The organism is Streptomyces sp. NBC_00273 (assembly GCF_036178145.1).
Lineage (GTDB): Bacteria > Actinomycetota > Actinomycetes > Streptomycetales > Streptomycetaceae > Streptomyces.
The window spans coordinates 5950603-5971410 of record NZ_CP108067.1 but is presented as its reverse complement, the minus strand read 5'-3'; the positions used below and the strand labels follow the sequence as shown (position 1 = coordinate 5971410).

Annotated in this window: 17 protein-coding genes and 1 tRNA gene; 8 read left to right on the top strand and 10 right to left on the bottom strand. The window is 71.7% G+C overall.

Translation table 11 applies throughout. The features are described from left to right. Positions 1-15 precede the first annotated feature (15 nt). The 5 genes from OG386_RS26395 to hutU form a co-directional block, all read right to left on the bottom strand. Positions 16-693 (bottom strand): LPXTG cell wall anchor domain-containing protein, encoded by a 678-nt coding sequence (locus tag OG386_RS26395; protein ID WP_328790183.1) that lies wholly within the window; start codon positions 691-693, stop codon positions 16-18. A 113-nt stretch (positions 694-806) separates the two neighbouring features. Continuing rightward, positions 807-1985, bottom strand: a complete 1179-nt coding sequence (gene hutI / locus OG386_RS26390) for an imidazolonepropionase (RefSeq protein WP_328790182.1) — start codon at positions 1983-1985, stop codon at positions 807-809. A gap of 120 nt (positions 1986-2105) precedes the next feature. After that, entirely contained in the window at positions 2106-3446 is a 1341-nt protein-coding gene (locus OG386_RS26385; RefSeq protein ID WP_328790181.1) for a formimidoylglutamate deiminase, read from the bottom strand. Next, positions 3437-4627 carry an allantoate amidohydrolase gene (locus OG386_RS26380; RefSeq protein ID WP_328793362.1) on the bottom strand — a complete coding sequence of 397 codons (1191 nt, stop codon included), beginning with the start codon at positions 4625-4627 and terminating at the stop codon, positions 3437-3439. Before OG386_RS26380 ends, OG386_RS26385 begins: the two co-directional genes overlap by 10 nt. 11 nt (positions 4628-4638) lie before the next feature. After that, positions 4639-6303 (bottom strand): urocanate hydratase, encoded by a 1665-nt coding sequence (gene hutU, locus OG386_RS26375; protein WP_328790180.1) that lies wholly within the window; start codon positions 6301-6303, stop codon positions 4639-4641. 95 nt (positions 6304-6398) lie between these two features. Here hutU and OG386_RS26370 point away from each other — a divergent pair, with 95 nt between their 5' ends. Continuing rightward, positions 6399-7760, top strand: a complete 1362-nt coding sequence (locus OG386_RS26370; protein WP_328790179.1) for a diaminopimelate decarboxylase — start codon at positions 6399-6401, stop codon at positions 7758-7760. Positions 7761-7892: 132 nt separating this feature from the next. Here the strand turns inward: OG386_RS26370 and OG386_RS26365 are convergent, their stop codons facing one another. Further along, complete coding sequence (locus tag OG386_RS26365) at positions 7893-8735, bottom strand: MurR/RpiR family transcriptional regulator (protein WP_328790178.1); 843 nt, start codon at positions 8733-8735, stop codon at positions 7893-7895. 140 nt (positions 8736-8875) lie between these two features. Here OG386_RS26365 and OG386_RS26360 point away from each other — a divergent pair, with 140 nt between their 5' ends. Further along, positions 8876-9259 carry a hypothetical protein gene (locus tag OG386_RS26360; RefSeq protein ID WP_328790177.1) on the top strand — a complete coding sequence of 128 codons (384 nt, stop codon included), beginning with the start codon at positions 8876-8878 and terminating at the stop codon, positions 9257-9259. A gap of 404 nt (positions 9260-9663) precedes the next feature. Here OG386_RS26360 and OG386_RS26355 read toward each other — a convergent pair whose 3' ends face one another. Continuing rightward, a complete protein-coding gene (locus OG386_RS26355; RefSeq protein WP_030016498.1) occupies positions 9664-11046 on the bottom strand; it encodes a cystathionine beta-synthase in 1383 nt (460 codons plus the stop codon). A gap of 128 nt (positions 11047-11174) precedes the next feature. Between OG386_RS26355 and OG386_RS26350 the strand changes: the two genes are divergently transcribed. The 3 genes from OG386_RS26350 (at position 11175) to OG386_RS26340 (ending at position 14862) form a co-directional block, all read left to right on the top strand. After that, a complete protein-coding gene (locus OG386_RS26350; protein WP_328790176.1) occupies positions 11175-12173 on the top strand; it encodes an SGNH/GDSL hydrolase family protein in 999 nt (332 codons plus the stop codon). A gap of 131 nt (positions 12174-12304) precedes the next feature. Beyond that, a complete protein-coding gene (locus OG386_RS26345; RefSeq protein WP_328790175.1) occupies positions 12305-13525 on the top strand; it encodes an acetyl-CoA C-acetyltransferase in 1221 nt (406 codons plus the stop codon). Between the two features lie 521 nt (positions 13526-14046). Continuing rightward, the gene (locus OG386_RS26340) at positions 14047-14862 is read left to right on the top strand and encodes a hypothetical protein (protein ID WP_266602642.1); all 816 of its coding nucleotides are present in this window, start codon (positions 14047-14049) and stop codon (positions 14860-14862) included. Here the strand turns inward: OG386_RS26340 and OG386_RS26335 are convergent. Next, positions 14846-15184, bottom strand: a complete 339-nt coding sequence (locus tag OG386_RS26335) for a hypothetical protein (RefSeq protein ID WP_327385099.1) — start codon at positions 15182-15184, stop codon at positions 14846-14848. The two genes, OG386_RS26340 and OG386_RS26335, sit on opposite strands and share 17 nt — an antisense overlap. A 101-nt stretch (positions 15185-15285) precedes the next feature. Between OG386_RS26335 and OG386_RS26330 the strand changes: the two genes are divergently transcribed. Then, positions 15286-15516 carry a DUF4287 domain-containing protein gene (locus OG386_RS26330; protein ID WP_030010339.1) on the top strand — a complete coding sequence of 77 codons (231 nt, stop codon included), beginning with the start codon at positions 15286-15288 and terminating at the stop codon, positions 15514-15516. Between the two features lie 124 nt (positions 15517-15640). Here OG386_RS26330 and OG386_RS26325 read toward each other — a convergent pair whose 3' ends face one another. Both OG386_RS26325 and OG386_RS26320 read right to left on the bottom strand, forming a co-directional pair. After that, positions 15641-16489 carry a Bax inhibitor-1/YccA family protein gene (locus OG386_RS26325; protein WP_328790174.1) on the bottom strand — a complete coding sequence of 283 codons (849 nt, stop codon included), beginning with the start codon at positions 16487-16489 and terminating at the stop codon, positions 15641-15643. 410 nt (positions 16490-16899) lie between these two features. Next, positions 16900-16984 (bottom strand) — tRNA-Leu (locus OG386_RS26320). A 407-nt stretch (positions 16985-17391) separates the two neighbouring features. Between OG386_RS26320 and OG386_RS26315 the strand changes: the two genes are divergently transcribed. Then, on the top strand, positions 17392-18156 hold the full coding sequence (locus OG386_RS26315; protein WP_328793361.1) for an ABC transporter ATP-binding protein: 765 nt from the start codon (positions 17392-17394) through the stop codon (positions 18154-18156). Between the two features lie 59 nt (positions 18157-18215). Further along, on the top strand, positions 18216-20768 hold the full coding sequence (locus tag OG386_RS26310; RefSeq protein WP_328790173.1) for an ABC transporter permease: 2553 nt from the start codon (positions 18216-18218) through the stop codon (positions 20766-20768). Positions 20769-20808 lie beyond the last annotated feature (40 nt).

The following is a 20808-nucleotide window of genomic DNA, read 5'->3' as shown; positions in this document are numbered from 1 at the left end:
ACCGGGGTGCTCCGTTCAGGACCGGGCCCGCCGGCCGCGCCGGGTCAGCCAGAGCACGCCGACGGCGCCGGAGAGCAGCACGGTGCCGCCGAGGGTGCCGAGGGCCAGGGCGGAGTCGGCGGGCCCGGTCTGCGGGAGGGTGTCGCCGGTGGTGTCGGCGCCGGACTGCGTGGTCCCGCCGCCGGGTGCCGTGACGTCCAGTTCCAGCGAGGGCTTCGGGCTGTTGCCGGGGGTGCAGGTCGTCGTGGTGCCCATCGCCACGATGGTGAGCACCCCGGCGGTGAAGGTGACCTTGCCGCTCTTCTTGGGCGTGTAGGTGCCCGAGAGGTCGGTGATCTTGATGGGTGTGTCCGGGGGCACGGCCTCGGGGTTGGACGGACCCGAGACCGGCACGGACGCCTTCTCGGCGCCGTCGACGAGGACGACGGCGCTGGGCTTCATCGCACCCTTGCCGAGTTCGATGGGGCTGGACGAGACGCCCTTCTGGAAGGACATCGTCAGCTTGTACCCGTCGCCCTCTTTGACGGCCTTGATCTCGATCGGCGACACCGCCGACTTGTCCCCGATCGGGGTCTTGCAGTCGTAGGCGACGTCGACGACGGCGGCATGGGCCGCGGGGGCGGTGAACAGCACCGCCGATCCGGCCAGCGCGGAGGCCAGCGCGAGCGCGGTGGTGCGTTTGCGGTCGGACACCTTCGTCTTCCCCTCGGGCCACAGAAAACTGACGACACATCAGATCGGTGGCTCAAGGTACGCCCGGGCCCTTACGGAGGGAAGACAAAGGACAACCCGGGATTGACCGTTCGTCAGTGCACGCGGCGGCCCCGCTGCCAGACACCGGAAACGAGCGGTACGCCCGGCCGGTAGGCGAGGTGGACGTGGCTCGGGGCGTCCAACAGGGCCAGGTCGGCACGGGCCCCGGGGGCCACGCGGCCGATGTCCTCGCGGCGCAGGGCGCGGGCGCCGCCGGCGGTGGCCGACCAGAGCGCCTCGTCGGGGGTCATCCGCATGTCGCGGACGGCGAGCGCGATGCAGAACGGCATCGAACTCGTGTAGGAGGAGCCGGGGTTGCAGTCCGTGGACAGGGCGACGGTGGCACCCGCGTCGATCAGGCGCCGGGCGTCGGGCCACTGGGCGCGCGTGGAGAACTCGGCGCCGGGCAGCAGGGTGGCGACGGTCGTGCCGGCGGCCTGCGCGAGGGCGTCGACGTCGGCGTCGGTGAGGTGGGTGCAGTGGTCGGCGGAGGCGGCCTCCAGCTCGACGGCGAGCTGGACGCCGGGCCCGTAGGAGAGCTGGTTGGCGTGCACGCGGGGGATCAGCCCGGCGGCGGCCCCGGCGGTGAGGATCGCGCGGGCCTGGTCGCCGTCGAAGGCGCCCTTCTCGCAGAAGACGTCCACCCAGCGGGCGTACGGGGCGCAGGCCTCCAGCATCTCGCCGGTGACGAGGTCGACGTAGCCGGCCGGGTCCTCCGCGAAGTCCGGGGAGACGATGTGCGCGCCGAGGTAGGTGACCTCCTCGGTGTGCGCGGCGGCGATGCGCAGGGCGCGGGCCTCGTCGGCGACGGTGAGGCCGTAGCCGGACTTGGTCTCGAAGGTGGTGGTGCCCTGGCGGCGGGCCTCCTCGAGGTGGCGCACCAGGCCCGCCTCCAGCTCCGCGTCGGTGGCGGCGCGGGTGGCGGCGACGGTGGTGCGGATGCCGCCGGCGGAGTAGGCGCGGCCCGACATCCGGGCGTTGAACTCCTGGGTGCGGTCGCCTGCGAAGACGAGGTGGGAGTGGGAGTCGACGAAGCCGGGGATGACGGCCCGGCCCTGCGCGTCGAAGACCTCGTCCGCGGCCGGGGCCTTGGCGGCGGGGCCGACCCAGGCGATCTTGTCGCCGTCGATGACGACGGCCGCGTTCGCGATCAGACCGAGGGGGCTGCCGTCGCCGAGGGCGGGGTCGTTGGTGACGAGGCTGCCGATGTTGGTGATGCTGGTGGTGGTCATGGGGGTTCCTCTCAGAGCACCGGGCTCTGCCTTGACCCGGTCCTCAAACGCCGGACGGGCTGACATACAGCCCCGCCGGCGTTTGAGGCGCGGGGTCTGGGGCGGAGCCCCAGGAAACGGTCAGCCTCGGACGGCTGCGATCGACTCGGCGAGGGCTCGGGCCACGTCCCCGACCAGGGTGTGGTGGCCGTCGCGGACCACGTGGCGGCCGCCGACCACCGTGTGGCGGACGTCCGCGGCCGAGGCCGCGAAGACGGCCGTCTCGGCCCCGAGGCGGGGAACCGGACCCGCCGTGCGTACGGAGTCCAGCGCGATCGTGGTGAAGTCCGCGAGCGCGCCCGCCTCCAGGCGGCCCGCGTCCGGGAGTCCGAGGGCGGCGTGGCCGTCCTCGGTGGCGGCGGCGAGCAGGGCGTTCGCCGTCCAGTGGCCCCGGGTGCGGCTGCGCAGGCGCTCGTTGAGCTCCATCGCGCGGGCCTCTTCGAGCAGGTCGATCACGGCGTGGCTGTCGCTGCCCAGGGACAGCGGGCTGCCCGCGTGCTGGAGCCGGGTCGCCGGGCCGATGCCGTCCGCGAGGTCGCGTTCGGTGGTGGGGCACATGCACGTGCCGGTGGTGGTCCCGCCGAGGAGGGCGATGTCCGCGTCGGTGAGGTGCGTGTTGTGGACGCCGGTGGTGCGCGGGCCGAGCACGCCGTGGTCGGCCAGCAGCTGGGTCGGCGTGCGTCCGTGGGCGGCCTGACAGGCGTCGTTCTCCGCGGTCTGCTCCGAGAGGTGGACGTGCAGGGGCGCCCGGCGCTCCTCGGCCCAGCCGGCGACGGTGGCCAGTTCGGCGGCCGGCACGGCGCGGACCGAGTGGATGGCGGCGCCGATCAGGGCGTGCTCGCGGGGCTTGAGGGCACTGGCGCGCTCGGCCCAGGCCTCGGCGGTGCCGTCGGAGAAGCGCAGCTGGTGGCTGTTGGGGGCCTCGCCGAAGCCCGAGGACAGGTAGGCGGTGTCCAGGAGGGTGATCCGGATGCCGGCCGCGGCGGCGGCCTCGATCAGGGCCTCGCCCATCGCGTTCGGGTCGGCGTACGCGGTGCCGCCGGGCGCGTGGTGGACGTAGTGGAACTCGCCGACGTTGGTGATGCCGGCCAGCGCCATCTCGGCGTAGACGGCCCGGGCGAGCGCGAAGTAGCTGTCGGGGGTGAGGTTCTGGGCGACCTTGTACATGAGGTCGCGCCAGGTCCAGAAGGTGCCGGAGCCGACCTGGACCGTGCCCCGCAGGGCCCGGTGGAAGGCGTGGCTGTGCGCGTTGGCCAGCCCGGGGAGGGTGAGGCCGCGCAGCACCTCGGCGCCGGGCGGCGGGGTCTCGACCCCGGTGCGCAGGGCCGCGATCCGCCCCTCGCCGTTCACTTCCAGGGCGACGCCCGGCTCGACGTGGGTGCCGAGCCAGGCGTGCTCCAGCCAGTACGTCGTCAACGACATGCCAGGCCTTCCAGTACGTCGGCGAGGGCGAGGACACCGGCCACGCAGTCGTCCTCGGCGGCGAACTCCCGCGGGGAGTGGGAGACGCCGGTCGGGTTCCGCACGAACAGCATGGCGGTCGGGACGGCCGCCGAGAGGATCCCGGCGTCGTGTCCCGCGCCGGTCCCGAGAACGGGGACCGAACCGCCGAGGATCCGGTTCATCTCGTCGCGCAGGGCGTGCTCGAACTCGACGACCGGGGTGAAGGACTCCCGGACGATGCCGAGGTCGATGCCGTCCTGGTCGGCGCGCTCGCGGGCGGCCTTCTCGATGGCCGTGACGACCGTGTCGAGGGTGGCCTGGTCGGCGGCCCGGGAGTCGAGCCAGCCGCGCACGAGCGAGGGGATCGCGTTGACCCCGTTGGGCTCGACCGAGATCTTCCCGAAGGTGGCGACGGCCCCGGCGAGGGCCGCCTCCGTACGGGCGGCCAGCACGGTCGCCGCGTACGTGAGCATCGGGTCGCGGCGGTCGACCAGCCGGGTGGTGCCGGCGTGGTTGGCCTCGCCGCGGAAGTCGAACCGCCAGCGGCCGTGCGGCCAGATCGCGGAGGCGATGCCGACCCGGTCCCCGGAGAGGTCCAGGGCCCGGCCCTGCTCCACGTGCAGCTCGACGAAGGCGCCGATGCGGCCGAGGCGCTCGGGGTCGGCCCCGATGGCCTCGGGGTCGTATCCGGCGGCCTCCATGGCCTGGGGCAGGGAGATGCCCTCGGCGTCGCGCAGCTCGTACGCCTTCTCCTTGGTCAGCTGTCCGGCGGCGAGCCGGGAGCCGACGCAGGCGAGCCCGAAGCGGGCGCCTTCCTCGTCACCGAAGTTGGTGATGGCCAGCGGCCTGGAGAACTGGGCGCCCCTGCTGCGGAGCTCGTCCAGGGCCGCGAAGGAGGACACCACGCCGAGGGGGCCGTCGAAGGCCCCGCCGTCGGGGACGGAGTCCAGGTGCGAGCCGGTGACCACGGCGTCCCCCGCGAGGGGGTCGCCGAGCCAGGCCCACTGGTTGCCGTTGCGGTCCGTCTCGTACGTCAGCCCGCGCGCCTCGGCCTGCTCCTGGAACCAGGTCCGGCAGTCGGCGTCGGCCCCGCTCCAGGCGTACCGGCGGTACCCGCCGGTACCGGCGTCGCGGCCGATGGGTGCGAGCTCGGCCCACATGTCGTGGAAGGTCACGCGTCGTCGCCCTCGCGCATGGGGACGCGGACGCCGCGCTCGTCGGCGACCGACTCGGCGATGTCGTAGCCGGCGTCGACGTGGCGGATGACGCCCATGCCCGGGTCGTTGGTGAGGACGCGGCGGATCTTCTCGCCGGCCAGCGCGGTGCCGTCGGCGACCGTGACCTGGCCCGCGTGGATCGAGCGGCCCATGCCGACGCCGCCGCCGTGGTGGATGGAGACCCAGGAGGCGCCGGACGCCACGTTGACCATGGCGTTGAGCAGCGGCCAGTCGGCGATCGCGTCCGAGCCGTCCAGCATGGCCTCGGTCTCGCGGTACGGGGAGGCCACCGAGCCGCAGTCGAGGTGGTCGCGGCCGATGACCAGCGGCGCGGCGAGGGTGCCGTCGGCGACCATCTCGTTGAAGCGCTCGCCGGCCTTGTCGCGCTCGCCGTAGCCGAGCCAGCAGATGCGCGCGGGCAGGCCCTGGAAGTGGACGCGCTCGCCGGCCATCTTGATCCAGCGGTGCAGGGACTCGTTCTCCGGGAAGAGCTCCAGCATGGCCTTGTCGGTCTTGTGGATGTCCGAGGCCTCGCCGGACAGGGCGGCCCAGCGGAAGGGGCCCTTGCCCTCGCAGAACAGCGGGCGGATGTAGGCGGGGACGAAGCCGGGGAAGGCGAAGGCGCGGTCGTAGCCGGCCAGCTGGGCCTCGCCGCGGATGGAGTTGCCGTAGTCGAAGACCTCGGCGCCGGCGTCCATGAAGCCGACCATGGCCTCGACGTGCTTGGCCATGGACTCGCGGGCGCGGGTGGTGAAGCCGGCCGGGTCCTTGGCGGCGTAGGAGGCCATGTCGTCGAAGTCGACGCCGACGGGCAGGTACGCGAGCGGGTCGTGGGCCGAGGTCTGGTCGGTCACGATGTCGATCGGGGCGCCCTCGGCCAGCATCTGCGGGAGCAGCTCGGCGGCGTTGCCGAGGAGGCCGATGGAGAGCGGCTTGCGGGCGTCACGGGCTTCGACGGCCAGCTGGAGGGCGTGGCGCAGGTTGTCGGCCTTGACGTCCAGGTAGCGGTGCTCGATGCGGCGCTCGATGGCGCGCGGGTCGACGTCGATGCAGATCGCGACGCCGTCGTTCATCGTCACGGCCAGCGGCTGGGCGCCGCCCATGCCGCCGAGGCCGGCGGTGAGGGTGATGGTGCCGGCGAGGGTTCCGCCGAACTTCTTCGCGGCGACGGCGGCGAAGGTCTCGTAGGTGCCCTGGAGGATGCCCTGGGTGCCGATGTAGATCCAGGACCCGGCGGTCATCTGGCCGTACATGGTCAGGCCCAGGTTCTCCAGACGGCGGAACTCCTCCCAGTTGGCCCAGTCGCCGACGAGGTTGGAGTTGGCGAGCAGGACGCGCGGCGCCCACTCGTGGGTCTGCATCACGCCGACCGGGCGGCCGGACTGGACCAGCATCGTCTCGTCCTGCTTGAGGGTCTGCAGGGTGCGGACCATCGCGTCGTACGAGCGCCAGTCGCGGGCGGCCTTGCCGGTGCCGCCGTAGACGACGAGCTTGTCGGGGTGCTCGGCGACCTCGGGGTCGAGGTTGTTCTGCAGCATCCGCAGCGCGGCTTCCTGCTGCCATCCCAGGGTGCTGAGCTCGGTGCCTCGGGCGGCACGTACGGGGCGGGGTCCTGACATGGCGTTGCCTCCTCCGATGTTGGTCTATCTATTCACATCCTCCCGCTCTGAATAGATTCAGTCAACAGCTGCGGGCGGCCGCGTCGAATGATGGGATGGCCGACATGGGCACCGAGGACGCCACCGGTAGCGCTGCCGCGCGCCGCGATCTGGCCGTACGCGCCGCTGTCGAGCAGGGAATCGTCGGCGGGTCCGACCCCGCGCCACCCCTGGTCTGCCTGCTGGACGTCGCCGGGATCCGGGCCTCCGCCGCAGCCCTGACCAGCGCCTTCGCGGCCGCACTCGCACCCGCGGCACCCGCGCTGCACACCTTCGCCGTCAAGGCCTGCCCCCTCGTCCCGGTCCTGCGGCTGCTCGCCGACGCCGGGCTCGGCTGCGAGGTGGCGAGCCCCGGCGAGCTGGCGCTGGCCCGGGCCGCGGGGCTCCCCGCCGACCGGATCGTCCTGGACTCCCCCGCCAAGACCGAGGCCGAGCTGCGCGAGGCCCTGGCGCTCGGCGTCGCCGTCAACGCCGACAACCGGCAGGAGCTGGAGCGGCTCGACGCGCTCGTCGGCCGGACGCCGACCGCGTCCCCGATCGGCGTCCGGATCAATCCGCAGACCGGGGCCGGTGCCATCGACGCCCTGTCCACGGCCACCGCGAGCTCGAAGTTCGGCATCGCCCTGCGCGACCCCGGCGCGCGCGCCCGGCTCGTACGGGCCTACCTGGACCGGCCGTGGCTCACCCGCCTGCACGTCCACTCGGGCTCCCAGGGCGTTCCCCTGGCCCTGATCGCGGAAGGCGTACGGGACCTGCACGCGCTCGCCGAGGAGATCAACGCGGCGGCCGGGCGGCGCCAGGTCGACACCCTCGACATCGGCGGCGGCCTGCCGGTGAACTTCGCCTCGGACGAGGAGCACCCCACCCACGCGCAGTACGTGGCGGCCCTGCACGGGGCGGTCCCCGCCCTGTTCGACGGCTCGTACGGCCTGGTCACGGAGTTCGGCCGGTCCCTGCTGGCCAAGCACGGCCTGGTGCTGGCCCGGGTGGAGTACACCAAGAGCAGCGGATCCCGGCCGATCGCGCTCACCCACGCCGGGGTCCAGCTGGCGACCCGCACCGCGTACGCCCCGGCGGCCTGGCCGGTGCGGATCCTGCCCTACGACGCGAAGGGCGCCCCGAAGACCGGCGACCCGGTGGCCCAGGACGTCGCGGGCCCGGCCTGCTTCGCCGGGGACCTGCTCGCGGCCGCCCGCGAGCTGCCGCCGCTCGCCCCCGGCGACCTGATCGGCGTCCCGGACACCGGCGCGTACTTCTTCACGGCCCACTACGGCTACAACAGCCTGCCCCGCCCGGCGGTCTACGGTTTCGCGGTGGGCCCGGAGGACCAGGTCCGCTTCAGCCTTGCCAGGCCGGCGCAGGACCTCGCCGAGATCGTCGCCGAGGCGGGCGGCGCCCACGGTGACGCCCTGCTGTAGCCGCTGCGCGGGGCTTCCTGGGGCTCCGCCCCAGACCCCGCTCCTCAAACGCCGGAGGGGCTACATTTCAGCCCCTCCGGCGTTTGAGGAGCGGGGTTCGGGGCGGAGCCCCGGTCTTTGACCCGCACGCAGCTACTCCACGAACAGGCCCCGCGCAGCGGCCCGCGCGTCGAAGGCCTCCAGCCGCGCCTGCGCGTCCGGCAGGGCGTCCGCCATCGACTCCAGCAGCACCCGGCCCAGCAGCATCGGCGCGCACGCCGTGTCGAAGGCCAGCCCGGTGCCGACCTGCGCCGGAATCAGCAGGTCCGAGTGACGGGCCACGGGGGCGAAGGCCGACTCGGCGACCGTGACCACGGTGAGGCCGGCCCGCCGCGAGCGTTCCAGCGTGTCCACGACCTCCCGGGGATGCCGGGGCAGCGCGAAGCAGAGCAGCGCCGTGGCCCCCTCGTAGCGCGCCGCGTCGATGCGGTCCTCCATCATCGAGCCGCCCTCGTCGAGGAGCCGGACGTCCGGGTGGACCTTCGACGCGAAGTAGGCGAACCCGCGCGCCTGGGACGAGGCCGCCCGCAGCCCGAGCACCAGCAGCGGGGTCGAGGCGGCGAGCAGCCGGCCCGCCTCCTGGACCGGCGCGGGATCGGCGAGCATCGCGGCCAGCTGCCGCAGGTTCTCGATCTCGCCCAGAACGGCCTGCTGGTACTCGTTGTACGAGTCCTCGTGCGCGGCCTCGGGCCGCTCGGCGGGAGCCACCTCGCGCAGGTGGCGGCGGAGCGCGGGGTATCCGTCGAAGCCCAGCGCCACGGCGAACCGGGTCACCGAGGGCTGGCTCACCCCGGCCAGTTCGGCGAGCTCGACGCTCGACAGGAAGGGCACCTCCGCCGCCCCGCGCACCATGCAGTGCGCGATCCGCCGCTGGGTCGGCGTCAGCCGGTGCCCCTCGAACAGCTTCTGCAGCCGCGCGGCCGGGCTGTCACTCATCCCGTCCCCTCCGTCCCGGTGAGATATTCAGTCACGGAGCACTCTGCATGCGGTTATGCAGCGGGGCAAGCCGTGCCCGCGATCCGGATACGGGGGCTAGCCCCCGTGCCGGGGCCCGCCGGGGTTCCTACGGTGGGGTCATGGACGCGCACGCCCAAGAGCTGAAGAAGGAATTCGACGCGACGATGGACGCCCGGCGCGAGCTGGGTCCGGAGTACGAGGCCGCGCTCGTGGACTCGTTCGTCGAGAAGGTCGACACGCAGGTCCGGCGCCGGCTCGCGGAGGAGCGGCTGTCCGCGGCCCGCGGTGGCGGCCGGGGACCTTCCGCCGCCCCGGAGGACGGGAACTTCGGCGAACGCTTCGGCTTCGCGATCATCACCCTGGTCCTGGCGATCCCCCTGTCGGCGATCGCCGCCACGCAGGCGCGGCTGCCGGGGCTGATCGTCGCCTGGGTGGGGATCGTGGGCGTGAACTTCATCCACGCCCGTCGCTTCCGGCGCGGTACGCAGGACCCCCGGGACTGACCGGCGCCGTCGGGCGGGCACAGCTCCGCCACCACCGCCGCCGCGGGCGAACCGAGCCCAAAAATGGAACGCGCGGGGACCGCCGCACCCTCGGTTGCCCGAGGGGCGGGACGACGGCGGTCCCCGCGAAGGACACGGCCGGGTCAGGGCCGTCCGCGTCCGTGGCGTCCGCGCAGTCCGGGAGCCGCTCCGGAGGTACGCATACGCCGTTCCGTGGTGCCGGCCGGGTTCCGGTCTCCCGGACCTCCCTGCCGACACCCACTACTGTGCCGGAGCCGTGTTAAGCGGGTGCTGCCGTCACGTGTCATGCCCGTACCGTTTGCGCGAAGGCCGTGCCACGGGCCGGGTGCCCGGGGTGGGGGCGGGCCATGGGCCCGCGCCCCGTCCCCCGAGCGGGCCGCGGGCTACTTCGCGGACTTGGCCAGGAAGGCCAGCAGGTCCTGACGGCTCACCACACCGGTGGGCTTGCCCTCGACCAGCACGATCGCCGCGTCCGCCTCGCCGAGCACCGCCATCAGCTCGGACACCGGCTCGCCGGAGCCGACCTGCGGCAGCGGGGAGCTCATGTGCTTCTCCAGCGGGTCGGTCAGGGAGGCCCGCTGGGCGAACAGCGCCGCCAGGAGCTCCTTCTCGACCACCGAGCCGATGACCTCGGCGGCCATCACGTCCGGGTGACCGGCGCCCGGCTTGACGATCGGCATCTGCGAGACGCCGTACTCGCGCAGGACCTCGATGGCCTCGCCGACGGTCTCCTCGGGGTGCATGTGGACGAGGGAGGGGATGCCGCCCTCCTTGTCGTTCAGCACGTCACCGATGCGCGCGGCGGGGCCGGCCTCCTCCAGGAAGCCGTGTCCCGCCATCCACTCGTCGCTGAAGATCTTGCTGAGGTAGCCGCGGCCGCTGTCCGGCAGCAGGACGACGACCACGTCGTCCGGGCCGAGCCCCTCAGCGGCCTTCAGCGCCGCAACGACCGCCATGCCGCAGGAGCCGCCGACGAGGAGGCCCTCCTCCTTGGCGAGGCGGCGGGTCATCTGGAAGGAGTCCTTGTCGGACACCGCGATGATCTCGTCGGTGACGTTCGGGTCGTAGGCGGTCGGCCAGAAGTCCTCACCGACGCCCTCGACGAGGTACGGACGGCCGGAGCCGCCGGAGTAGACCGAGCCCTCGGGGTCGGCGCCGATGACCTTGACCTTGCCGCCGGACACCTCCTTGAGGTAGTTGCCGGTACCGGAGATCGTGCCGCCCGTGCCGACGCCCGCGACGAAGTGGGTGATCTTCCCGTCCGTCTGGTCCCACAGCTCGGGGCCGGTGGTCTCGTAGTGCGAACGGGGGTTGTTCGGGTTGCTGTACTGGTCGGGCTTCCAGGCGCCGGGCTCACGCGCGAGGCGGTCGGACACGTTGTAGTACGAGTCCGGGTGCTCGGGGTCGACGGCGGTCGGGCAGACCACGACCTCCGCGCCGTACGCGCGCATCACGTTGATCTTGTCCATGGACACCTTGTCAGGGCAGACGAAGATGCACTTGTAGCCCTTTTGCTGGGCCACGATGGCGAGTCCTACACCCGTGTTGCCGCTGGTCGGCTCCACGATGGTGCCGCCGGGCTTGAGGGCTCCGCTCTGCTCGGCGGCCTCGATCATCCGTACGGCGATCCGGTCCTTCACGGATCCACCGGGATTGAAGTACTCGACCTTCGCAAGGACGGTGGCCTGCAGGCCTTCGGTCACACGGTTGAGCTTCACCAGCGGGGTATTGCCGACGAGGCTGATCATCGAGTCGTGGAATTGCACCATGTTCTCCAAGGAGGGGACTCCACGGGTTCTCCGGGAGGTCCGGCCAGAGTATGCGGAAAGGGATTGGCCGACCGTCCGTACGGGGCAGGTAGGGGTCAATGAGGACCGAGGAGGTGGCCTGAAGGATGTCCAGGGCGAGAACAGCCCGCCGGATCGCGGCGGGGGCAGCGTACGGCGGAGGCGGACTCGGACTGGTCGGGGCCGCCGCGGTCGGGCTGGTGGTGGCCGAGATGCAGTTCGCCAGGCGGGCGGTGGGCTCGGGGCTGCCGGAGCCACCGCGTGCCGACGGGCTGTACGGGAGCGAATTCGGCGGGCCGGAGCAGAGCCCGGGCCCGCTGCGCCTGGGCATGCTGGGTGATTCCACGGCCGCGGGACTGGGCGTGCGGCGGGCCCGGCAGACTCCGGCGGCCCTGATGGCCTCCGGGCTGGCTGCGGTGGCCGAGCGGCCGGTGGAGCTGCGCAACGTGGCCCTTTCGGGGGCCATGTCGGACGACCTGGACCGGCAGGTCGGCCTGCTGCTGGACGGCCCCTCGCCGCCCCCGGACGTCTGCGTGATCATGATCGGCGCGAACGACGTGACCCGCCGGATGCCGCCGACCCAGTCGGTGCGGCTGCTCACCTCGGCCGTGCGCCGGCTGCGCTTGGCCGGCTCCGAGGTCGTCGTGGGCACCTGCCCGGACCTGGGCACGATCGAGCCGGTCTACCAGCCGCTGCGCTGGCTGGCGCGCCGCGTCTCGCGGCAGCTGGCCGCCGCGCAGACCATAGGAGTGGTCGCGCTGGGTGCCCGTACGGTCTCGATGGGGGACCTGCTGGGCCCGGAGTTCGCCGCGAACCCGCGCGAGATGTTCGGCCCGGACTCCTACCACCCGTCGGCCGAGGGGTACGCGACCGCCGCCATGGCCGTGCTGCCGACCCTGTGCGCAACACTGGGCCTGTGGCCGGAGTCGGACCGGCTGGACGTGTCCCGGGACGAGGACATGCTGCCGGTGGCGAAGGCCGCGTCGGCCGCGGCGGGCCAGGCGGGTACGGAGGTCACGGCCGCCCGTGGCCCCTGGGTGCTGCTCAAGCACCGCCGCCGGCGGCGGGTGCCGGCGACGGACCCGGCCCAGCCGGTGGTGCCCTGAGCCCCGTCCGGGCGGCGCCCCGGGGGCGAGTGCGGCCCGTGTCACACGCCCCGGCCGGTGACCTGGACCGTACGGGGCGGTAACTTCGCTTGCGGTCCCGCACAGAGCCGCAACACACCCTTGGAGTCCCGATGCCCGAAGCCGTCATCGTTTCCACCGCCCGCTCCCCCATCGGGCGCGCCTTCAAGGGGTCCCTCAAGGACGTGCGGCCGGACGACCTGACCGCGACGGTCATCCAGGCCGCCCTGGCCAAGGTTCCCGGGCTGGACCCGCGCGAGATCGACGACCTGACGCTCGGCTGCGGCCTGCCCGGCGGCGAGCAGGGCCACAACCTGGCCCGCATCGTGGCGGTGCAGATGGGCATGGACTTCCTGCCCGGCGCCACCATCACCCGCTACTGCTCCTCCTCGCTGCAGACCTCCCGCATGGCCCTGCACGCCATCAAGGCGGGCGAGGGCGACGTCTTCATCTCCGCGGGCGTCGAGATGGTCTCCCGGTCCGTGAAGGGCTCCTCGGACGGCCTGCCGGACACCCACAACCCGCTCTTCGGCGACGCGGAGGCCCGTACGGCCGCGGTCGCGCAGAGCGAGGGCGCCTCCTGGCACGACCCGCGCGAGGACGGCCTGATCCCCGACGCGTACATCGCGATGGGCCAGACCGCCGAGAACCTGGCCCGCCTCAAGGGCGTGACCCGCCAGGACATGGACGAGTTCGGCGTCCGCTCGCAGAACCTTGCGGAAGAGGCCATCAAGAACGGCTTCTGGGCCCGCGAGATCACCCCGGTCACCACCCCGGACGGCACCGTCGTCTCCACGGACGACGGCCCGCGCGCCGGCGTGACCCTGGAGGGCGTGCAGGGCCTCAAGCCCGTCTTCCGCCCCGACGGCCTGGTCACGGCCGCCAACTGCTGCCCGCTCAACGACGGCGCCGCGGCGCTGGTCATCATGAGCGACACCAAGGCCCGCGAGCTGGGCCTGACCCCGCTGGCCCGGATCGTCTCCACCGGCGTCACCGGCCTCTCCCCCGAGATCATGGGCCTGGGCCCGGTCGAGGCGTCGAAGCAGGCCCTGAAGCGGGCCGGGCTGACCGTCGGCGACATCGACCTCTTCGAGATCAACGAGGCCTTCGCGGCCCAGGTCATCCCGTCGTACCGGGACCTGGAGATCCCCCTCGACAAGCTGAACGTCAACGGTGGGGCCATCGCCGTCGGTCACCCCTTCGGGATGACCGGTGCGCGCATCACCGGCACCCTGATCAACAGCCTGCAGTTCCACGACAAGCAGTTCGGTCTGGAGACCATGTGCGTGGGCGGCGGCCAGGGCATGGCCATGGTCATCGAGCGGCTGAGCTGAGCCGGAGCGGAGGGTAGGGGTCGCCTCGAGGTACGAGGGGCGGCACCTGCCCGCAGCGGTGGCGAAGCTCAGCGCGACCGAGAATCCAGCGGCTGAGCTGAGCCGTAGCGGAGGGTAGGGGTCCCCCCGCCGTGTCGATGTGCGGCTCCGCCGCGTGGCGAGGGGCGGCACCTGCCCGCAGCGGTGGCGAAGCCCAACGCGACCGAGAATCCAGCGGCTGGGTTAATTCGATCAAGAGCGCGAGCCAGACGCCGCAAGGGATCCGGCCGGATCCCTTGCGGCGTACTGACACCGGATCCAACCCGGTCGCAGCCGACCTGTGACCAAATTTCCCCCAGGATGTGACCTATCTCCTGGGGGATCGGTGTTTACGCAGGTCAAGGCTGGTACAGATGCGACGTGTGTGACCAAAGCCCTGTCCATTTCGTGACGTAATGCACTGCACGCCATTCCCAGGTCGGGACACTCTGATGTAGGAAGTCGGGGGATCGAATCACCTCAGGAGTTAGTCAGTGAGCGCCATGTCTCTTGCCCTGCTGCTGACCACGGCCGCTGCCACGGCCGTGGGCGCTGCTGCGCTGCACGCCGTCCATGGTCTGCGCAAGCAGGTCGCCGCCCTGCGCACTGAGCTGTCGGTGCCGGTCCACCCCCGCGGTGCGACCGTCCCGCACGCCCGCAGCGCCGTGGAGTCCCCCGCCGCGGAGATACGAGCCGCCGTGGCCGAAGCCCTCGCCGAGGAGCGCGAGCGCGAGCTCGCCGAGGCGCGGGCCTTCTGGGCCGCTCAGGAGGCCCGTGACGCCGCCGACGCCCCCTCGCTGCTGGGCGGTCTGCCCGGGCTCGGCGAGGACAGCCCCGTCTTCCTGCCCCGGCAGGCCGACCTGGTGGGGCTGGAGCCCGTACTCGGCGAGGAGATCCTCGACGAGCTCCCCGGGTATCCCGAGGATTCGGCCGAGCTGGCCGCCGCGCGCCGGCGCCACCCCTCGCACCCCGACTTCGTACCGGTCCAGGCCTCGCACCCCGGCGCCGACCACGAGCGCACCGTGAACCGCCTGGAGGAGCTCGCGGAGGCCCGTACGGCCCTCGCGGACGTCCGCCCGGGCCCGCTCGGCACGCTCGACGTGTACGTCTTCACCGACGGCACGACGCTGTGCATGACCCCGGGGCACCGGGAGACCGCGGAGCGCCTCGCCGAAGCCCTGCGTTCGGGCACCGCGCCGGTCCTGCTCGGTGGCTCGGGCATCTCCGGCGCCTATGCACTGACCTTCTCCTGCGGCGACGCCGAGGACCCCGACAGCAATGTCTACATCCTCGCGGACCGCGTCATCGCATCGCTCTGATCTCCGCCTGCTCCACCAGCCGCACGGCCTCGTCCAGCACCTCGGACGGGGCCTTCGCGCTGTCCGGGGCCGCGGCGCGCAGTGCTTCGGCGAGGTCCAGCCCGGTCACCGCCACCTGATCGCCGACCACGAAGATGCCGGCGTCCGGCACCTCCTTCGGCTCCTGCCCGGGCGTCTCGATCCGCTGGGCCCGTACGGAGAGTTCGCGGGCCAGCTCCAGCGCCGCGGTGGCGGCGCCCCGCTGCAAGCGGCTCTGCGGCGCGGCCCGCAGCCGGTCGGCGAAACGTTCCACGACGGCGGTCAGGGGCGAAGTATCAAGCACCCGGCCGACCTTACGCGGCGCCCGGGCACCATTGCCAACGGGCGAACTCTCCGGCACGGTGGCGTGAAGAGAACAGCACGGCAATACCTCCGGAGGCGCCCATGTCCGTAGAGTTCTCCGAACAGACACACCGCAACATGATCGACAGAATCCCCCAGACCACCGGTCGTGAAGTGTCCGACTGGCTCCGCACCGTGGACGACGGCCCCTCGCTCGTCCGGTTCGAGGAGAAGGTCAGCTGGCTTCGCGGCGCGCACGAACTGTCGTACGGCCAGGCCAAGGCGATCATCCACGAGTACGACCTGCGCAGAGCCGCCCGCCGGTTCGGCTGAGCCCCCCCCTCCCCCGATACACCGACCGTCCCCGCACCCTGGATGCGGGAAGGCCCCGCGAGCGGTGTGCTCGCGGGGCCTTCCCCGTGCTGTGCGCAGGCCGGTGGTCGGCCTGCGGGTCCTGCTAGTCGTCGCCCGAGAGGATCGAGAAGATGCGCAGCATCTCGACGTAGATCCAGACCAGGGTCATGGTGAGGGCGAAGGCCGCCAGCCAGGCCTCCTCGCGCGGGGCACCGTAGGCGATGCCGTCCTCGACCTGCTTGAAGTCGAGGGCGAGGAAGCAGGCGCCGAGGATGACGCCGATGGCACCGAACAGCAGGCCGAGGCCGCCGCTGCGGAAGCCGAGGCCGTCACCGCCGCCGAAGACCGCGAACAGCGAGTTCACGAGCATGAGCAGGATGAAGCCCAGCGTCGCCGCCATCACGAAGCCGTAGAAGCGCCGGGTGACGCGGATCCAGCGCATCTTGTACGCGAAGAGCACGGCGGCGAAGACGCACATCGTGCCCATCACGGCCTGCATGACCACGCCGGGGCCGAGGTACGTGCTGACGGCCGCGCTGATCACGCCGAGGAAGACGCCCTCGAACGCCGCGTAGGCGAGGATCAGGCCCGGGACGGGCTTGCTCTTGAAGGACTGGATCATCGCGAAGACGAAGGCGATGAGGCCCGCGCCGATGGCGATGCCGTACGACATGCCGAGGTTGTCCGGGTCGACCGGCAGCGCGATCCAGGCAAGGGCCGCCGTCACGATGAGCGTGCCGAGCGTCATGGCCGAACGGCTCACGACGTCGTCCATGGTCATCACGTTGGCGCGGGCCGGGGCCTGCGGCATGCCGGTGGTCGGGTCGGCCGCATACGGGTTCGTCGCGTACGGGTTGGTCCCGGCCTGCTGCGCCTGCGTGTCAAAGCCCGCGTAGCCACCGTTGTCGCGGCTGAACCCCCGTCGCGAGAAGACCGGGTTACTGCTCCTCATCTCACTCCTCCGTGGCCACCGAGCGCGGCCTTGCATCAAGAGTAATGCGCTCGCAAAAAAAGCACCCTACTGCTGGAGGAGGATCTTAGGAGAGGCCACGACGGAGCGCAGTAAATAAAAGGGGAGTCCGCACGTCCGCCGGCCGGACCGATTCGGCGGGGACGATCCGGGTCCGGTCCGGGTCCGGTCCGGACACGCCCGGGGCGCGTGTGCGGGCGCGGCGCACCCCTGGCCCTTCACCCGGCCCGGCGGCTGACGGGTGTCCGCCCGATTGACGTCGCCGCGGGGGACTCCGGTGTTTCCGTACGGGGGAGGCGCTCGCCGGGCGCGCGTTGCGCCGCGTTCCCGGTCCCCGGAAACGGCCGCGCCCCAACGGGATCGGCCCTGCGGGCCGGACACCGTTCCATAGATGGTGCCCGGAGCCGGACTTGAACCGGCACGGCCCGAAGGCCAGCGAGGTTTAAGCTCGCCGTGTCTGCATTCCACCATCCGGGCAAGGCGTGGCGGCCCCCGTAAAAAAGCCTTGAACGCTGGACCGAGCCTATCCGGATCGCTCCCCCCACCAACCTGCGAACTTTCCGATGTTGTCTGATTTTATTGGCGCTTGAGGGTTCGTCAGAGCTCAGAATCCGCGGTCGGCCCGCTCTGGGCACCGATCACCACCTGTGCGGGAATGACGGGATTTCGATGGCCCACGCCACCCCCCGCGCCACCCTCCCCGCCACCCCGGGCCACTGCCCGCCGATCAGGGTCCTGTCATACCAGAGGAGGACATGCGCCGGCCCGCCGTCAGACTCCAGCGGGGCGGGGAACAGGCACGACGGCTGATCCGGAAGGGGGACTCCCGCGGCGAGGATGGAAACGTCCCGCACAGCAGACCGAGGAGCCGTCCCGTGACCACCATGAACTACGCCCCGCACACCGCCCAGGCCGTGGCCGCCCGCGCCACCGGCCTCTCCAAGGTGTACGGCCAGGGCGAGACCCAGGTGGTCGCGCTCAAGAACGTCACCGTGGACTTCACGCAGGGCCAGTTCACCGCGATCATGGGCCCCTCGGGCTCGGGCAAGTCCACCCTGATGCACTGCGTCGCGGGCCTGGACACCTTCTCCTCCGGTTCCGTCCGCATCGGCGACACCGAGCTGGGCAGCCTCAAGGACAAGCAGCTCACCCAGCTCCGCCGGGACAAGATCGGCTTCATCTTCCAGGCCTTCAACCTGCTGCCGACCCTGACGGCCCTGGAGAACATCACGCTCCCCATGGACATCGCCGGCCGCAAGCCCGACAAGCAGTGGCTGAACTCCGTGATCGACATGGTCGGCCTCTCGGGCCGCCTCTCCCACCGCCCCACGCAGCTCTCCGGCGGCCAGCAGCAGCGCGTGGCCGTGGCCCGCGCCCTGGCCTCCCGCCCCGAGATCATCTTCGGTGACGAGCCCACCGGAAACCTCGACTCCCGCTCCGGCGCCGAGGTGCTCGGCTTCCTGCGCAACTCGGTGCGCGAGCTCGGTCAGACCGTGGTGATGGTCACCCACGACCCGGTCGCCGCCTCCTACGCGGACCGCGTCATCTTCCTCGCCGACGGCGAGATCGTCCACGAGATGCTCGACCCCACCGCCGACGGCGTGCTCGACCGGATGAAGTCCTTCGACGCCAAGGGCCGCACCAGCTGACCCGGGATCTCCCTCCCCGACCCTCCTCCAGACTTCCAGCCCCAGGACTGAGATCCCCCATGTTCCGTACAGCCCTGCGCAACGTCCTCGCGCACAAGGCCCGACTGCTGATGACGGTGCTCGCCGTCACCCTCGGCGTCGCCTTCGTCTCCGGCACCCTCATCTTCACCGACACCCTCAAGAAGTCCCTCTCCGGCCAGTCCGCCAAGGACTACGCCGGCGTGGCCGTCTCCGTCACCTCGTACGGCCAGGGCCGCAACGACCAGGGCGAGCGGGAAGGCGAGCCCGGCCTGAGCCAGGCCACCCTCGACAAGGTCAAGGCGCTCCCGGGCGTCGCGACCGTTTCCGGGCGCGTCACCGGCTTCGCCGGCGTCGGCGACGAGAACGGCAAGCTGATCGGTGCCGGCTGGTCCAACCAGGGCGCCAACTACACGCCCGTCAAGGACGGCAAGGACCCGCGCTACTCCTTCGTCCAGGGCGCGGGCCCCGCCAAGGCCGACGAGGTCGCGCTCGACAAGGCGACCGCGGACACGGGCAAGTACGAGGTCGGCGACAAGGTCCGCGTCGCCACCAACGGGCCGGTCAAGGAGTACTCCCTCGCCGGCATCTTCACCACCGAGGACGGCGGCGTCCAGGCCGGCGGCAGCCTGGTGCTCTTCGAGACCAAGGTCGCCCAGGAGCTGTACCTCAAGCCCGGCTACTTCCAGGAAATGTCGGTCGGGGCCAAGGACGGCACCTCCGCCGACAAGCTGCTCGCCGACATCAAGCCGCTGGTCGACAGCAAGCACACCACGGCGCAGACGGGCACCGCGCTCGCCGCGAAGCAGACCAAGGACATCGAGAACGGCCTCAGCCAGCTGAGCACCATGCTCCTCGTCTTCGCCGGCATCTCGCTCTTCGTCGGCATCTTCCTGATCTACAACACCTTCACCATGCTGGTCACCCAGCGCACCAAGGAGCTGGCCCTGCTGCGCGCCGTCGGCGCCAACCGCGGCCAGGTCATGCGCTCGGTGCTCGTCGAAGCCCTGGTCGTCGGTGCACTGTCCGCCGTCATCGGCCTGATCAGCGGTATCGGCCTGGCGATCGGCATACGCTCCGCGCTCGGCTCCTTCGGCGCCAAGCTCCCGGGCGGCGGCGTCGTGATCGCCCCGGGCACCATCGTCGCCGCGCTGGTCATCGGCGTCCTGGTCACGACGGTCGCCGCGGTGCTGCCGGCCTGGCGCACCGGCCGGATCGCCCCGGTCGCCGCCATGGGCAGCGCCCACCTTCCGGCCACCGCGAAGTCGCTGCTCGTCCGCAACATCATCGGCTCGATCATCAGCGTCCTCGGCATCGGCCTGGTCCTGCTCGGCGTGTCCAACGGCGGCAACCCCGGCCGCATGACCATCGGCGCGGGCGCGTTCTTCATACTCATCGGCATGATCGTGCTGCTGCCGCTGCTGTCCAAGCCGGTCATCGGGGCCGTCCGGCCGCTGCTGCAGAAGGTGTTCGGCATCCCGGGCAAGCTGGCCTCCCAGAACGCCGTCCGCAACCCGCGCCGCACCGCCGTCACCGCCGCCTCGCTGGCGATCGGCCTGACCCTGGTCACCACCCTGTCGGTGATCGGCGTGACCATCGGCAAGGTCGTCGACCGGATGAGCACCGAGAAGCTCAAGGCCGACTACAAGGTCTCCATGGCCGACAACAGGGGCTACCTCGACAAGTCGGTGGCCGAGACCCTGGCCAAGACCCCCGGCATCAAGGCGGTCTCCCCGCAGACGGCGGGCTACTTCATGGTCAACGACGACTTCCGGGCCGCCTCCGGCGTCAACCCGGCCGCCATCGGCCAGCTGCTGAACATCGAGACCGTCAGCGGTTCGGTGGACTCCCTCGGCAAGGGCGAGGTCCTGGTCGCCGAGAAGACCGCGAAGAAGGCGAACCTCGGCCTCGGCTCCGCGATCAAGGTGAAGTTCGAGGACGGCCAGGAGAGCACCCTCAAGGTCGGCGCGGTCTACAAGGACATGGAGAGCCTGCTCTCCCCGTACGTCCTCGACGAGAAGATCCTCTCCCAGCACAGTGAGGAGAGCGCCGTCGCCGAGGTGTACGTCAACGTCGAGGGCGGGGCGAGCAAGGCCGGCCAGCAGAAGGTCGTCGACGCCCTGGGCAAGAACCCGGCCATCAACGTCGCCACCCGGCAGGACATGCGCAACGAGATGGGCGGCCAGATCAACCTGATGCTGAACATCATGTACGGCCTGCTCGGCATGGCGCTGATCATCTCGGTGCTCGGCGTGGTCAACACCCTGGCGATGTCCGTCTTCGAGCGGACCCAGGAGATCGGCATGCTGCGGGCGATCGGTCTCGACCGGAGCCGGGTCAAGAACATGATCCGCCTGGAGGCCGTGGTGATCTCGCTCTTCGGCGCGGTCCTGGGCATCACCATCGGTGTCTTCCTCGCCTGGGCGGTCGGCAGCACGCTGGCGAAGTCCATGCCGAACTACGAACTGGTCCTCCCGTGGGACCGGATCGGCGTCTTCCTCCTGCTGGCCGCCGTGGTCGGTGTCCTGGCCGCCATGTGGCCGGCCCGCAGCGCCGCCCGCCTGAACATGCTCACCGCCATCAAGACGGAGTAGCAGCCGCCGCAGCGGCGTAGGACGCGGAAGGGCCCCGGGC